The sequence below is a fragment of the Agrobacterium sp. 10MFCol1.1 genome, assembly GCF_000381165.1.
Taxonomy (GTDB): domain Bacteria; phylum Pseudomonadota; class Alphaproteobacteria; order Rhizobiales; family Rhizobiaceae; genus Agrobacterium; species Agrobacterium tumefaciens.
Genome location: NZ_KB906072.1, coordinates 286,041 through 299,945, shown reverse-complemented (window position 1 = coordinate 299,945; position 13,905 = coordinate 286,041). Strand labels below are relative to the sequence as shown.

12 protein-coding genes are annotated in these 13,905 nt (G+C 60.0%); 6 read left to right on the top strand and 6 right to left on the bottom strand.

Annotated elements, in window-relative coordinates; genetic code table 11:
- Positions 1-87: 87 nt before the first annotated feature.
- Positions 88-309 carry a DUF2093 domain-containing protein gene (locus F617_RS0101615; protein WP_003519053.1) on the bottom strand — a complete coding sequence of 74 codons (222 nt, stop codon included), beginning with the start codon at positions 307-309 and terminating at the stop codon, positions 88-90.
- Between the two features lie 150 nt (positions 310-459).
- Positions 460-2,280, bottom strand: coding sequence for a DNA mismatch repair endonuclease MutL (gene mutL, locus F617_RS0101610; RefSeq protein ID WP_019564230.1), 1,821 nt, complete (start codon positions 2,278-2,280; stop codon positions 460-462).
- A 407-nt stretch (positions 2,281-2,687) separates the two neighbouring features.
- On the opposite strand from mutL, the gene F617_RS0101605 reads away from it, so the two are divergent.
- The gene (locus F617_RS0101605; RefSeq protein ID WP_051093853.1) at positions 2,688-4,307 is read left to right on the top strand and encodes a response regulator; all 1,620 of its coding nucleotides are present in this window, start codon (positions 2,688-2,690) and stop codon (positions 4,305-4,307) included.
- Positions 4,308-4,449: 142 nt separating this feature from the next.
- Positions 4,450-5,802: a bifunctional diguanylate cyclase/phosphodiesterase gene (locus F617_RS0101600; protein WP_003519050.1), complete on the top strand. Its 1,353-nt coding sequence runs from the start codon at positions 4,450-4,452 to the stop codon at positions 5,800-5,802.
- 94 nt (positions 5,803-5,896) lie between these two features.
- Here the strand turns inward: F617_RS0101600 and F617_RS0101595 are convergent, their stop codons facing one another.
- The 4 genes from F617_RS0101595 to F617_RS0101580 all read right to left on the bottom strand — a co-directional run bounded on the left by F617_RS0101595 (position 5,897) and on the right by F617_RS0101580 (position 9,180).
- Positions 5,897-6,784: an SMP-30/gluconolactonase/LRE family protein gene (locus F617_RS0101595; RefSeq protein WP_019564228.1), complete on the bottom strand. Its 888-nt coding sequence runs from the start codon at positions 6,782-6,784 to the stop codon at positions 5,897-5,899.
- Positions 6,785-6,788: 4 nt separating this feature from the next.
- Positions 6,789-7,418, bottom strand: a complete 630-nt coding sequence (locus F617_RS0101590; protein ID WP_026330617.1) for a 2-dehydro-3-deoxy-6-phosphogalactonate aldolase — start codon at positions 7,416-7,418, stop codon at positions 6,789-6,791.
- A 77-nt stretch (positions 7,419-7,495) separates the two neighbouring features.
- On the bottom strand, positions 7,496-8,410 hold the full coding sequence (locus F617_RS0101585) for a 2-dehydro-3-deoxygalactonokinase (RefSeq protein ID WP_019564226.1): 915 nt from the start codon (positions 8,408-8,410) through the stop codon (positions 7,496-7,498).
- Complete coding sequence (locus F617_RS0101580) at positions 8,410-9,180, bottom strand: SDR family NAD(P)-dependent oxidoreductase (RefSeq protein WP_019564225.1); 771 nt, start codon at positions 9,178-9,180, stop codon at positions 8,410-8,412. The genes F617_RS0101585 and F617_RS0101580 overlap by 1 nt, the downstream gene beginning before the upstream one ends.
- An 84-nt stretch (positions 9,181-9,264) precedes the next feature.
- On the opposite strand from F617_RS0101580, the gene F617_RS0101575 reads away from it, so the two are divergent.
- The 4 genes from F617_RS0101575 to F617_RS0101560 all read left to right on the top strand — a co-directional run bounded on the left by F617_RS0101575 (position 9,265) and on the right by F617_RS0101560 (position 13,664).
- The gene (locus F617_RS0101575) at positions 9,265-10,134 is read left to right on the top strand and encodes an IclR family transcriptional regulator (RefSeq protein WP_026330616.1); all 870 of its coding nucleotides are present in this window, start codon (positions 9,265-9,267) and stop codon (positions 10,132-10,134) included.
- 208 nt (positions 10,135-10,342) lie between these two features.
- Positions 10,343-11,083, top strand: coding sequence for an autoinducer binding domain-containing protein (locus F617_RS0101570; protein WP_019564223.1), 741 nt, complete (start codon positions 10,343-10,345; stop codon positions 11,081-11,083).
- Between the two features lie 78 nt (positions 11,084-11,161).
- On the top strand, positions 11,162-12,385 hold the full coding sequence (locus F617_RS0101565; protein ID WP_019564222.1) for a CmpA/NrtA family ABC transporter substrate-binding protein: 1,224 nt from the start codon (positions 11,162-11,164) through the stop codon (positions 12,383-12,385).
- A gap of 127 nt (positions 12,386-12,512) precedes the next feature.
- Positions 12,513-13,664, top strand: a complete 1,152-nt coding sequence (locus F617_RS0101560) for an Mrp/NBP35 family ATP-binding protein (protein WP_019564221.1) — start codon at positions 12,513-12,515, stop codon at positions 13,662-13,664.
- The last annotated feature ends 241 nt before the right edge of the window (positions 13,665-13,905 follow it).

The following is a 13,905-nucleotide window of genomic DNA, read 5'->3' as shown; positions in this document are numbered from 1 at the left end:
CTGTGCTTGTCACAGGAATTGAGCAGCCCTCAGCGCGAAAAGAAGAATTCGCACACGCGGCCATTTCGGGCGTGCTTCCGCGCCTGATCAGGCGGGCAAATTACCAGCCTTGCGCTCTGCCTCCAGTGAGGCGCTGGCATCCACATAGGCTTCCTGCCGGGCGACGCTCCAGTAGCGCAGCTCGTCGACCGGAATGGTCTTGCCGGTGATGGCGCATATGACATGCGAGCCGGTCTGCACGATCCGGAAGTCACCGTCGAGATATTCGATGACGGCGATGCGGTTTCCGCCTCCCTCAAATCTGTTCATCCGTTTTCGTCTCCTGCTATGTCTTGTCAGTGCATCCAGCCCGAAACGGCGTAGCGTTCTCCTGAACAATCCGGATGCTCCAGTCCCTTGAATTTATATCGCTGAGCTACGCCCAAGGCCAGCCCTGCCTGCTGCCCCCGGGGTTAAGGCTCAGCTTCGGCCGAAGAGACGTTCTATATCGGAAAGTTTTAGCTCAATATAGGTCGGACGACCGTGATTGCACTGTCCTGAACCCGGCGTGTTTTCCATCTGCCGTAAAAGCGCGTTCATCTCCTCCGGCCGCATGCGCCGCCCTGAACGCACCGAGCCGTGGCAAGCCATGGTGGCGGCGACATATTCCAGCTTGTTGGCAAGCGTGGAGGCAGCTTCCCATTCAGCGATCTCGTCGGCAAGCTGCCGCACCAGCCCCTGCACGTTGACCTCGCCAAGCATCGCCGGCGTTTCGCGAACCGCGACCGCCCCCGGCCCGAAACGCTCGATGACCAGTCCCAGTGCATCGAAACCAGCCGCATGGTCCATCAGCCGGTCGCAATCCTCTTCGGGAAGGTCGATGATCTCAGGAATGAGCAGCACCTGTGAAGGCGGGCGTCTGGAATGCAGCGCATTGCGCATTTCCTCAAACACGAGCCGTTCATGCGCCGCATGCTGGTCGACGATGACGAGGCCGTCTTCCGTCTGCGCGACGATGTAATTCTGGTGCAACTGCGCCCGCGCGGCGCCGAGCGGATATTGTGACGGTTCCAGCGACGGGCTTGCCGAGGCCTCGTAAACCTCGCGGGGTTCTGCCCGCGCGGTCGGCATGGTGATGTCGGAAAAGCGCGATTGCACGGCCTCGGCAAATTGCATGTTCCCGGAAATGGCAAGCGGTCGGGAAGGCGAGGCCGCGGCGGACCATGTCGCAGCGGCAGACGGTCGGAGATTGGACGGGCTGTAGCCGGGGCGAAAGGCGTTCATCATCTGGCTGGCACCAGTCGTCGCCGCCCTGTCACCGTCGCGGGTCAGCGCCTGGCGGATAGCACCGACGATCAGCCCGCGAACAAGGCCGGGATCGCGAAAGCGCACATCTGATTTCGCCGGATGCACGTTCACGTCGACAAAGGCGGGATCGAGCGTCAGGGACAGCACCGCGACCGGATATCGCCCGTGCGGCACGGTTTCGGCATAGGCACCGCGAATGGCGGACAACAGCAATTTGTCCTGCACCGGGCGACCGTTGACGAAAACATATTGATGCGCCGAGTTGCCGCGGTTGAAGGTCGGCACGCCGGCAAAACCGGAGAGCGTTACATCCTCGCGCCCGGCATCGATTTCGATGGCGTTGTCCTTGAACTCGGCACCGAGAATCTGCGCCATGCGGGCAAGGTGATCGTCGCCGGTGGAGGGGATTTCAAGCGTGGAGCGGTCGGTGCCTGACAGCACGAAGCGGATATGCGGAAAGGCAATTGCCATCCGCTTGACGACTTCGGTAATGGCGGCTGACTCCGCTCGCTCCGTCTTCAGGAATTTCAGCCGTGCTGGCGTCGCGAAAAACAGGTCGCGCACCTCAACGATGGTGCCGGCATTGGCAGCGGCGGGCCGGACCTCGGAGACTTTGCCGCCGGTGACGGAGATCACCGAACCCTGTTCTGCGCCGTGTTGCCGGCTGGTGATGGAAAGCTTGGCAACCGAGCCGATGGAGGGCAGGGCCTCGCCGCGAAAGCCAAGCGTGCGGATATCGTCAAGCGTGGTGGATATTTTCGAGGTGCAATGGCGTCGAACCGCAAGCTCCAGATCGGCAGGCGACATGCCGGAGCCGTTATCGGTGATGCGGACCAGTCCCTTGCCACCGCCCGCCGTGGCGATTTCGATGCGCGTTGCGCCCGCGTCGATGGCGTTTTCCACCAGCTCCTTCGTGGCGCTGGAGGGTCTTTCGATGACCTCGCCGGCGGCGATCTGGTTGATGAGGGTTTCTGAAAGCTGCTTGATGGCCATGATCGTCATTTTCGCGGATTCGTCACGGCTTCGAAAGCAAAAAACTCAAGTCGTGAAAGTTTGCACATGTTTTGCGGCCTGCCCGGCGTTTGATCATTTCCGTTCAACGTCAGGTTAAGCGTTAATCCGCCTTTAATCGGCCTTGCATATGGTGAGGCGGCTTGAAATGACTGCAGGAACGAGGCCCCCCGTCGCCGGGTGGTGTGACGTCGTATATGGGTGAACGTCATCTTCCCCTCAAGACTGCTTCAAGTAGCGAACCCTGATGTCTCTTTTGCGGAATTTACCGTTTCATCCCGGCATTTGCCTCGGACGATTCCAATAGAAACATAAGCCTGACCCTGAAAACAGGTGGGAGTTTGCAGTTGAGTGATTTGGCGTCCTCCGGCGCGGGCGTTCATGCAGTGATGCTTGATGCCCTTTGCGACGCGCTTGGCGCGGCGATCGTCGTTTACGACCGGAACGATCACATCGTTTTCGCAAGCCGGAAGCTTTTGAGTTTTTTTCCACTGCAAGAGGCCGTTATCGGGCCGGGCGCGCGGCTGCGCGACTATCTGAGCGCGCTTTACGATTGTTATCTTCTGGAAGCGGAAAGCCTGTCCGCCAATGCCCGGCAGCTGGGACGCGAGGAATGGATTGGCGAGCGGCTGGCGCTGCACTGGAAGGAAAGGTCTGAAAAAACCGAGCGGCTGAAGGGGGAGCGCTTCCTGCGCTTCGTCATGAACCGCCTGCCTTCCGGGCTGGGCATCAGCGTCGTTGCCGATATTTCCGAACAGAAGAAAAGAGAAGAACAGTGGCGCATCGACCTCGAACGCGTGCAGCTGATCGAAGACATTCTCGACAATCTGCCGTTTCCGGTCCTCGTCAAGGACCGGAACCTCGCCTATGTCGCCGTAAATAAAGCCGCCTGCACCATGGTCGAGACCAGTGCAGAGAGCATTCTCGGCCGCACGGTTTTCGACCTGCATTCGCGCCAGGTCGCAGGCCGGATCGACGCTGCCGATCGCATGGTGCTGGACAGCGGCACGCCGAGCATCCTTCCCGAAAGGGTGAGGCGCGCGAATGGTGAAGAGGTGCTGACGATTACCCGCAAGCAGCGGGTGGGTCGGCCTGGCCGGCATTTTCTGGTCACGACGATGGAGGACGTGACCGCGCTCGCCACCATCGACGCGAACGGCATGCCCGTCATCCCCTCGCTCGAACATGTCGATTTCGTCGCCTCCACCTATGGCAAGGATGAAGATCGCGATTCCGCAGGCGGTCTGCTGAAAAGCAAGGCAGTGCTGGTGGTTTCCGGAAACGGGCACTTTGCCGAAGCCGCCTGCCACCGGCTGGCCGCGAGCGGCATGGATCATGCCGTGGTGAGGAGCGAGGAAGAACAGCGTAGTTTCATCGATATCGCCGCTTCCGCAGGCGTCGGCATCGATGTCGTCGTTGTCGACGCCCAGATGAGCGTCACATGCCTCGATATCGCGGCCGCGCATGACCTGCCGGTCGTCACCATCGAGGAAGAGGAGATCGATGCTTCGCTGCTGCATTATCTCGCCGTCGGGCTCAAATCGTCTCCGAAGCAAAAATCCTCCGACGAGGACTGGGAGATCATGACCGAGGACCTGCCCAAAATCCTCAAGACCGGCGGCGTCTGCGAGATACTTCTCGTTGAGGACAACAGGGTCAACCAGATCGTCTTCTCACAAATCCTTGAGGGATTGGGGCTGTCCTGGCGGCTTGCCACGTCGGGTGAGGAGGCGTTGCGTCTTTTTGAGGAGCAGGCACCGTCCGTCGTCCTGCTCGACACCACGCTTGGCGATATCGACGGTTTTGAGGTCGCCCGCCGTATGCGTGCACTGGCCGGCGACGAGCGCATTCCCATCGTCGGCGTCATCACCCACGCTTTCGAGGGCGATCTCGACAAATGCCTGGCGGCGGGCATGGAAGACATGCTGCTGAAACCCGTCAGTCCCGATATGGTCGATGCCGTTTTTCTGCGCCTTTTCGGCAAGGATGCCCTGCGGCTGCAAGCCTGAAGCTCCTCCATTTCGGCTTTTTGTGTTCGAGCCGCTGGCCTTGCGGAAACGCCGCCGCATTTTCGGTGCGCGGTTCTATGGCTTTTTTAATACTTGCCCTGCATTGTGATCGCGGTCGACACGGGATTCACGAGATGCAGAAATGAAACGGGCAGAGCCGCAGGCGTTGCACGTCAGCCAGAACGAGCTGCAGGCGATGGCTTACAGCGATCCGCTGACGGGGCTTGGCAATCGTTACCGTTTGCGGGACAAGATCCGCATGCTCGCCAGCGAGCGTTCCAGCGATCCCGCGCCCTTCACCGTCGGCATTGCGAATATTGACGGCTTCAAACCCATCAACGATCTTTTCGGCGTGCAGGCGGGCGACGAGATTTTGTGCCAGGTCGCGCATCGGCTGAAGGCTTGCATTCCCGATGGCGCCGCCGTGACGCGCCATGATGGCGACGAGTTCGCCTTCGTGCTGCCGCTGGTATTCGAACGCACCGGCGCAGAGCGCATCGGCAACATGATCAAGGACGTGCTTTCTGCGCCTTACGATCTCGGCGACCGCAACGTCCGGCTTTCCTCCTCCTTCGGTTTTGCCATCTATCCCTTCGCCGGCGATGATTTCGAGGATTTGCTGAAAAGCGCCGAGACCGCGCTTTACCGATCCAAGCGCCGTGGCCGTGGCCAGATAACGGTCTATTCGCGCGAGATTGCGCAGGAAATGAAGCGCGCCACCCAGCTGGAACAGGCGTTGCGTAACGCCATCATCACCGATGCGATCGACGTGCATTTCCAACCCATCGTCAGGCTGGAAGAAGCGAAGGTCATCGGTTTCGAGGCACTCGCCCGCTGGAACGACCCCGATCTCGGTTTCGTGTCGCCCGCCGTTTTCGTGCCGCTGGCCGAAGAACGCGGCTTCATCGACGCGCTGTCGGAAGCGCTGTTGAGGAAGGCGGCGGAAGCGGCGCTGTTCTGGCCGCGAGAGCTTTTCCTGTCCTTCAACCTGTCTTCCGCGCAATTGATGGACCCCGGCACAGCGGATAATATTCTGTCCATCCTGTCGCGTGTCGGCCTTGATCCGCACCGGCTGGAGCTTGAAATAACCGAAACGGCTGTCATGACATCCGCCGATACCGCGCAGCGCATCATCAGCGAATTGCAGGGTGCGGGTGTTCGTATCTCTCTTGACGATTTCGGCACCGGCCAGTCGAGCCTTGGCCGCCTGCGCGACTTCACCTTCGACAAGGTCAAGATCGACCGCGCCTTTGTCTCCCGCATCAGCAGCGACCGTCCTTCGGAACATATCATCAAGGCCATCGTCGCCATGTGCGAAGGGCTTGATCTCGAGGTCGTCGCGGAGGGTATCGAGGAGCAGGCGGAAGAGGAAAAACTGCGCGCGCTCGGCTGCGCTATGGGGCAGGGCTATTTTTACGGCCGCCCCGCCGATGCGGCCGCCACGCAGCGTTACCTTCACGAAAACTATCGCGAGATCCTGTCGGATATTCCCTGAGAAATGGAATGGCCTTGCACATGAGGCTGTAGGGACCTCCCCAACCTCATCCCTGTGATGAGCACAGGAATGAGAAGGCGGCACGCGCCGCGCTTCACAACCGGTAGAGCGGCTCGAACCTGCCCTTCACCTCAATCCCGAGCTCGAATGTCTTTCCATGCTGCGGATTGGCGGCAATGGCGTCGTCGTCAAGATTTTCGCGGGCGGATGTGACGAGAAGGCGCGACGCATCGGGGCCGATGAAGGCCGGGCAGGTCGTCTGTCCCGCTGGCACCAGATAGCGTTCGATGTGGTTGCCGTCGGCATCGTAACGATCGACCGCACCCATTCCCCATCGGGCGTTCCAGATATGCCCTTCCGCATCGCAGACCGATCCGTCTACGCCACCGTCGATGCCGGCGGTGTCAATGAACACCTCTGCCTTGCCGGTGGGAAGTCCCGTCTCGGCATCGAGCGGCACCTTCATCAGCTCGTTGACCTTGGTGTCGACGTAATATCCGGTCGCGCCATCGGGCGAAAAGCAGATCGAATTTGGAATGCTGACATCGGCAAACAGCTTGGTCACGGTTCCCCTGGCAACGTGGTAGATGCTGCCCGCGCCGATTTGCGCCTTGCGGCCCATGGTGCCGATCCACAGCGCGCCCGAGGGATGCATACGCCCGTCATTGGAGCGGTTGTCGGGCATATCCTTTTCAAGCTCCGCATGCAGCGTCAACACGCCGGTTGCCGTATCGCGAAGGAAAAGGCCGTCATCGGAGGCGATCAATTGCTTGTGGTCGCTGATTTTCGCCAGTGCGCTGCCCATGAAGGGCAGGGCGTGCACCGTTTTGCGGCCGGAAGCGAGATGCAATTCATGCAGTTCCCGCCCGATGATATTGAACCACCAGGCCGTGCCGGTCACCGGGTCGAAAGTCGGGCCTTCGCCAAGCGTCATCGGCGTTTCGTCAAGAACACGTCCGGCAAAGGGAAAAACGGTCGCCATGCTTTTATCCTCCAATTGCTGCATCATAGGCCGAAAGTGTGACGATGGCGCGCTCGCGCACCTCCGCGGCCGTCATGCCGGGCTTGTAGAGACTGGTGCCAAGCCCGAAAGCGAGGATGCCGGCGTTGGTATAGTCGGCGAAATTCTTGTCCGAGACGCCACCGACGGCGGCAATGACCAGATCCTTCGGCAGGATCGTCCGGATCGCATTGATGCCGGCCGGGCCGATGATGCTGGCGGGAAAGAACTTCAGCCCGGTTGCTCCGGCCTTTGCGGCAACCAAAGCCTCGGTCGGAGTCAGAACGCCCGGCATCGTCACCATGCCCTTGACGCGCGCGGCGGTGATGACGTCGGCATCGGCGTTGGGGCTGACCATCAGCTTGCCACCGGCGGCGTCCAGCGCATCCACGTCTTCCGTGCTGAGCACGGTGCCGGCGCCGATCAGGCAATCGGCGGGCGCCATCTTCGCGGCGATCTCGATCGAGCGGAACGGATCGGGCGAATTGAGCGGGATTTCGATGGCGCGGAAGCCGGTCTCGATCAGCGCGCCGACGACGCCTTCGGTTTCCTCGGGTTTAAGGCCGCGCAGGATGGCGATCAGCGGATATTTCATGGCGGGGAAGGGGATACGCATGGTGGGTCTTTCGTCCTTGAGCGGGATGGCGAAAAGCGTGAGCGGTTTTCGCCTGGAATTCCGCTCCACTGAATAATCTATGACCAGATGGCATTTGCGGCGGCTAACAACCCACGCCGAACGGCCTCGTCTGCGTCGATGACAGTATATTGAATCTCAAGGGCTGCGAATGCACCCTCGTAAAGCGCGCCGAGCGCGCCAGAGCCGATCAGCACCACCGGCGTGTCCCGCCGTACGGAGGAATGCGCACCGGCGATTTCCAGTCCGATCATGATGCCGGAAAGCTTGGCCTTGGCATCTGTCGCGGTGAGGCCGTGCAACAATTGTCCGGAGCGCAGGGTGAACAGACGGTTGGTGGCGAGCTGCGGATTGGCATAGACGTCGCGCACCGCCGCCCTGAATACCTCGTGCTCGCCGGTAAAGGCTTCGGCTTCTGCCACCGCATGGGAAAGGATGGTCTGTTTCGAGATGACCTCGAACAGCTCACCGGTCATGAAGGTGGCAAAGCCCGTCACGTCGCTGCCATCCACCGTTACCCATTTGGAATGGGTGCCGGGCATGCAGACCAGCTTCCTGCCGCCACCGGCGGAGCTGAGTGCACCGAGCAATTGCGTTTCTTCGCCACGCATCACATCAGGTGCGTTTTTGTCCCGCTGCGCCAACCCCGGCAGAATGCGGACATCCCGCTCCTGACCCGGCACGCGCACCGCACCATCGAGAACCGCTGAAAGCGATGCAGGCACGTCGATATAACCGGCCTCCACCCAGCCCTGCCGCGCACCTGCCATGCCGCAGATGAGAACGGGCAGTTTTTCCGGTGCGCTGATGGCATCGAGATGCGATTGCAGCACCTCTGTAAAGCCGGTCCGCATGGCCGTCGTCATGCCCTCAGCACTTCTGCGCTCAGCCAGCACCGCGCCGGACCGGCTGAGCAGCCAGAGCCGGAAACTGGTCGTGCCCCAGTCGACGGCGATAAAAGCGGGTTCAGACATTATAATAGGCCTCCGTCTACGATTATGGATTGCGCGGTGATCGCGCTCGATGCCGATGATGCGAGAAACAGGCACGGACCCACCAGATCGGCGGCGACAAGCGTGCGCTTGAGACATTGCCGTGCCGTGGTCGAGGTGACGTCGTCGTCCGTCAGCCACAATTCTTTCTGCCGTTCCGTCACGATCATGCCCGGCAGCAACGTGTTGACGCGGATATTTTCCGGCCCCAACCGTCCGGCCAGGCTTTTCGTCAGGCCGATGATGCCGGCCTTGGCTGCCGCATAAGAAGGAAGCTCGCCCATGTTCAGCAAAAACGAAATCGAGGAGAAATTGATGATGGCTGCGTCCTGCGCCTGCCGCAGATGTGGCAAGGCGGCCTGAACCGTGAAGAACATCTGCTTGAGATTGACGGCCTGATTGGCATCCCAATAGGCTTCTGTGACGGTATCGATGTCGTGGCGGTCGTCCCATGCGGCATTGTTGACGAGCACCTTGATGCCGCCGGTTGCAGCTGCTGCCGCCTCCACGCTCTGCCGGGTCGCCGCAATATCGCGCAGGTCGGTCTTGAAGAAATGGACCGGATGGCGTGCGGCATGAGCAAGCCGCGCAACGAGCGCCACACTCGGCTCTTCGGCGATGTCGATGAATGCGACCCTTGCGCCCTGCGCCGCAAAGGCCTCTACCAGCGATGCCCCGATGCCGGAGCCGCCGCCGGTGACGAGCACGCCCGCGTCCTTGAGGTCAGGGAAATGGGCTTGCATCATCGGCATCGTCTCGTCCAGTGAGGGGCTTGATTGTTCCATTATTTGGAACTAGATTTTACTAAGTGGAATTATTCTCTTGGCCGCAGGCTTATGTCAAGACAGATGACGGTGGATGTTGCCATGCCTGATCACAAAAACCCAAATGACAGCGAGCATGAGGTGGTTCCTGCCTTGGAGCGAAAAAAGGAAAGCGTAACCGGCACGCTTGGTAAGGCCGTCTCGCTTCTGGAGCTTATCGCCCTTGCCGAAAAACCGATGCGCTTCACCGACGTTGTCGAGGCTTGCGGCCAGCCGCGCGGCACGGTGCACCGCCAGCTCGCCCATCTCGTGGCCGAAGGTCTGGTCGATCATGTCGCCGACCAGACCTATGTCGTGGGTCTAAGGCTGCTGCAATTGGCTGCCAAGGCCTGGAGCGGCAATGATCTGCGCAGCGTTGCCGCGCCGCATCTGGCGGCATTGCAGGAGGCGACGCAGGAATCCGTGCATCTTGCCGTTCTGAACGGCGGGCAAGTCACCTATCTGGACAAGATGGAGGGCAAGCATACTTTGCGCATGCATTCGCAGGTGGGCAAGACATCCCCCGCCTACTGCACAGGGGTGGGCAAGGCCGCGCTGTCAATGCTTTCCCCTGACGAACTCGCTGCACTTGCCGCAGAGCTGGACTTCCACCGCTTCACGCAAAATACGATCGTAACCCCGCAAATGCTGGCGCAGGATGTGGCCGCCATTCGCAGCAATGGCTACGGTTTCGACCTTCAGGAGCATGAAATCGGCATCCACTGCGTTGCCGCGCCGGTAAGGGCGCCGGGGCGCAATTTTCTCGCGGCGATTTCCGTCACCGGCCCAGCCTATCGCGTGGATGTGGAGCAACTGCGGAAATGGGGTCCTCTGGTGCGCGAAACGGCCGATCAAATTTCGGCGGAACTTGCCTGCAGATTATCTCCGGTTGCGAATGGTTGAGAAAAATGGATGCGTGAAGCTGTTGGTTTCCGCTTCAAAAACGGCAGATCGCGCGCCGATGCGTGTAAGTGAAATCTTATTTTCGATTATTCGGAATTAAGTTTCAACTTTTGTTTGCATGAATCATTTTGGCGAGTAACATCCGCGCAATTTCCGCACGAAGGCAGGCCTTTGCGGCGGTATTTTCTCTTTTTTGAAGAACCGCTTCATGCAGAAAACAGAGACGGCCGCCGTTCAGTCGATTGGTGTTGATTGCGTTCGCGAGATCGCCGGTCTCAACACGCAATTTGATATATTCCGGTTTTTGAAACGGCTGACGGAAGCCTGGGGATTCAAGGCCTTCATGGTGCTTGACCTGTCGGCCGAAATGGCGAGCGAATTGTCGCAATGCACCATCATCACCAGCTGGCCGGCCGAGCTTTTGCAGCGTTATGATGAAGAGGGCATGCTGCAGAGAAGCCGGGTGATGGCGCAGTTGAAGAAATCGACCACACCCTTTTCCGTCTCCCTGGATTTTCTGGTCAGCGGCGACGAAAACGCGCCGAAGAAACCGGTCATCGGACTTTTTGAGCGGTTCGATATGATCAATTCGGTGTGGTTTCCCGTTCACGACATCACCACGATGCGGGGAGCGGTGTCCTTTTCCGGTAACAAAACGAGTTTGCCCACCAGCCAGCTGGCGGAACTTTTTTACATTTCCAGCCACATCTTTGCCCGGCTATCTGAAATCCGCCGCCTTGACCTGCGGGTTCCCGAGACATTGAACGAGCGCGAGATAGATTGTCTGAACTGGACGGCCGCCGGCAAGACCAGCGCCGAGATCGCTGAAATCATGATGCTCTCGGAACATACCATCAATCACTACCTGAACCGTGCGACGAAAAAACTCGATACTGTCAACCGCACCCAAGCCGTCGCAAAGGCGCTCCGGGTCGGTCTGATTAAATAGCGAAACCGCAAATTTATCATTGTGATAAATGGGTTCCTGGGCGATCCTTCTTTCGAATCACCGGGAAGGAGAAATCGTTTGCCGGAACGGCATAGGATAAAAGCGGGGTTTTCTCCGACTGTCGATTGCGCCGTACTGATAGCCGCTGCCGAAAAAGGCTTTGCTGCCGACGAAGGCGTCGAACTGGAACTCATCCGAAAACAATCCGCGCGCGCCGTGCTCGCAGCACTTGGCGAGGACGAGGTTCAGATCGCCCATTTGCCCGCCGCGGTTCCCGTCAGTTCCGCGGTTGGCCTCGATGACCTGCCGGCCGATATTGTCGGCGTCTTCACTCTTTCCCTTGGCGGATCGGCAACGACCGTTTCGCACGGATTTTTCGACGAGCTTTACCGGGAGGGCATGAAGCTGCCGGACCCGGCCGCGTTCGGGCGGGCGATGGCCCGTGTCTGTTCCGCGCGCCGGGCGGCGGGTGAAAAACCGCCGGTCTTTGCGATCGAGGATATTGTGTCCACGCCGTTTTATGCGTTGCGTTATCTGCTCGGAAGCTGCGGGGTGCTGCTCGGCCGCGACATGGAAATCGTTGAAGCCCTGCCGAAGGCTATGCCGGCGCTTTTGGAAAGCGGCAAGGTCGATGCGCTCTGTACCGCCGAACCGGCGGGCAGCGCTGTGGTGCTGGATGGCGGCGGGCGGATCGTCACCACGGGAGCGCTGATCTGGCACAATGCGCCTGAAAAGATACTGGCCGTGAAGCGGCCCTGGGCGGAAGAGAACGCCACTGTGCTGGAAGGCTTGCTGCGTTCGCTTTATCGCGCCGGCGAATGGTGCGCCAACTCCGCCAATATCGAGGAACTTACCGGCATTCTTGCCGCCCCCCATTATATTGACGAGAACGGCGAATTCCTGCTTCCAGCGCTGACGGGTTATATTTCCACTTCGCAAAGGGACATGCAGCGTTTTCAGGAGTTTTTCGTAACAAGCGCCAAGGCCGCCAATTTCCCTTGGCAAAGCCAGGCGCTGTGGTTCTTCAGCCAGATGTTGCGCTGGGGCGAGGTTCCCCCCGATCGCCGGTTCGATGCAGCCGTGGTGGAGGCCGCGCGCAATGCCTATCGGCCGGATATCTTCCGCAAGGCGATGAAGCCGCTTTTCGTGCCGGTGCCGGGCGCGAACCTGAAGCTGGAAGGCACGTTGCGGGAGCCGGTCCATGTCGGGGCGTCACGCTCGGGTCTTGTCCTCGGCCCCGACTGTTTTTTCGATGGTCGGGTTTTCGATCCGGAAACGCTTGATATGGACGACGAAATCTGAAGTCTGCGAATAAACCGTCGCGATGATCCGCTGTTTGCGGTTTGGCATTGGCGAACGGGCCGCGTTTGTCTATGGATGGCGCGGAATGCAGCCCATATCCGGCGGGATGATGTAGCGGAGTAAACATATGGCAGAGGTCAGCAAGCACCAGGTCGAAACGGCTTTGGAGGCAGTCATCTATCCGGGCAGCGGCAAAAGCATTGTGGCGCTTGGCATGGTCTCGGAAATCTTCATCGCCGACGCGAAAGCCTATTTCTCTATTACCGTCCCGGCCGACAGGGCAGCCGACATGGAGCCGTTGAGGCTTTCGGCTGAACAGGCCGCCAAGGGCGTTCCGGGTATCGCCGGTGCCGTCGTCGCGCTGACGGCGGATCGCAAACCCGGCACACAACAACCCGCACCGGCGCGCCCGGCACCAGCACCCGCGCGCCCTGCGGCTGCAACCGGCCGCCCGCCCGCGCAGCCCGGCTCGTCGAAGGTCGGCGTTCCCGGCGTCGGCGCGATCATCGCCGTTGCCTCGGGCAAGGGCGGGGTCGGCAAGTCCACGACCGCCGTCAACCTGGCGCTGGGCCTGCAGGCGCTGGGCCTCAAGGTTGGCATGCTCGACGCCGACATTTACGGCCCCTCGCTGCCACGACTGCTGAAGATTTCAGGACGCCCGCAGCAGCAGGAAGACCGCATCATCATTCCCATGGAAAATTACGGACTGAAGGTCATGTCCATGGGATTTCTGGTGGATGAGGAAGCGGCGATGATCTGGCGCGGGCCGATGGTTCAATCCGCATTGATGCAGATGTTGCGTGAAGTCGCCTGGGGTGAACTCGATGTGCTGGTGCTCGACATGCCGCCTGGCACCGGCGACGCGCAACTCACCATCGCCCAGCAGGTGCCGCTCGCCGGCGCCGTCATCGTCTCCACGCCGCAGGATCTGGCGCTGATCGACGCGCGCAAGGGCATCACCATGTTCCGCAAGGTGGAAGTGCCGCTTCTCGGCGTCGTCGAGAATATGAGCTACTTCATCGCACCGGATACTGGCGCGCGTTATGATATTTTCGGCCATGGCGGTGCCAAGGCAGAGGCTGAGCGGATTGGCGTGCCGTTCCTCGGCGAAGTGCCGCTCACCATTTCCATCCGTGAAATGTCTGATGCCGGAACGCCGGTGGTTGCCGCCGAGCCGGATGGTCCGCAGGCCGCCATCTACCGCGATATTGCGGAAAAAGTCTGGGCCCGCATCGGTGCGGGCGAAAGAAAAGCCGCCCCGAAAATCGTTTTCGAATAACGTACCGGTTAAGGAAGAAAAAAAGGCCGGGCGATTGTCCTGCCTGGATATATTTTAAAAACAATATGTTAACTGGTGGCTTCGGGAAAGGCCGATGCATTTGAACGCCAGAGATGCATCGCCTGCAATGCTGTCGCGAGAAAATATTGCTTGATTGGGTCTCGCTTTGGGAGCATAGCCCTGCGCCGTTTGGTTCTTGGTCCGTCAGTCCGGCGGGATGTGAAAATCCCGCTCGTTCCGG

Excerpts from the sequence above, each read along its gene's own strand:
- F617_RS0101615 (WP_003519053.1), bottom strand. The coding sequence starts at position 309 with ATGAACAGATTTGAGGGAGGCGGAAACCGCATCGCCGTCATCGAATAT.
- mutL (WP_019564230.1), bottom strand. The coding sequence starts at position 2,280 with ATGGCCATCAAGCAGCTTTCAGAAACCCTCATCAACCAGATCGCCGCC.
- F617_RS0101605 (WP_051093853.1), top strand. The coding sequence starts at position 2,688 with ATGCTTGATGCCCTTTGCGACGCGCTTGGCGCGGCGATCGTCGTTTAC.
- F617_RS0101600 (WP_003519050.1), top strand. The coding sequence starts at position 4,450 with ATGAAACGGGCAGAGCCGCAGGCGTTGCACGTCAGCCAGAACGAGCTG.
- F617_RS0101595 (WP_019564228.1), bottom strand. The coding sequence starts at position 6,784 with ATGGCGACCGTTTTTCCCTTTGCCGGACGTGTTCTTGACGAAACGCCG.
- F617_RS0101590 (WP_026330617.1), bottom strand. The coding sequence starts at position 7,418 with ATGCGTATCCCCTTCCCCGCCATGAAATATCCGCTGATCGCCATCCTG.
- F617_RS0101585 (WP_019564226.1), bottom strand. The coding sequence starts at position 8,410 with ATGTCTGAACCCGCTTTTATCGCCGTCGACTGGGGCACGACCAGTTTC.
- F617_RS0101580 (WP_019564225.1), bottom strand. The coding sequence starts at position 9,180 with ATGCCGATGATGCAAGCCCATTTCCCTGACCTCAAGGACGCGGGCGTG.
- F617_RS0101575 (WP_026330616.1), top strand. The coding sequence starts at position 9,265 with ATGTCAAGACAGATGACGGTGGATGTTGCCATGCCTGATCACAAAAAC.
- F617_RS0101570 (WP_019564223.1), top strand. The coding sequence starts at position 10,343 with ATGCAGAAAACAGAGACGGCCGCCGTTCAGTCGATTGGTGTTGATTGC.
- F617_RS0101560 (WP_019564221.1), top strand. The coding sequence starts at position 12,513 with ATGGCAGAGGTCAGCAAGCACCAGGTCGAAACGGCTTTGGAGGCAGTC.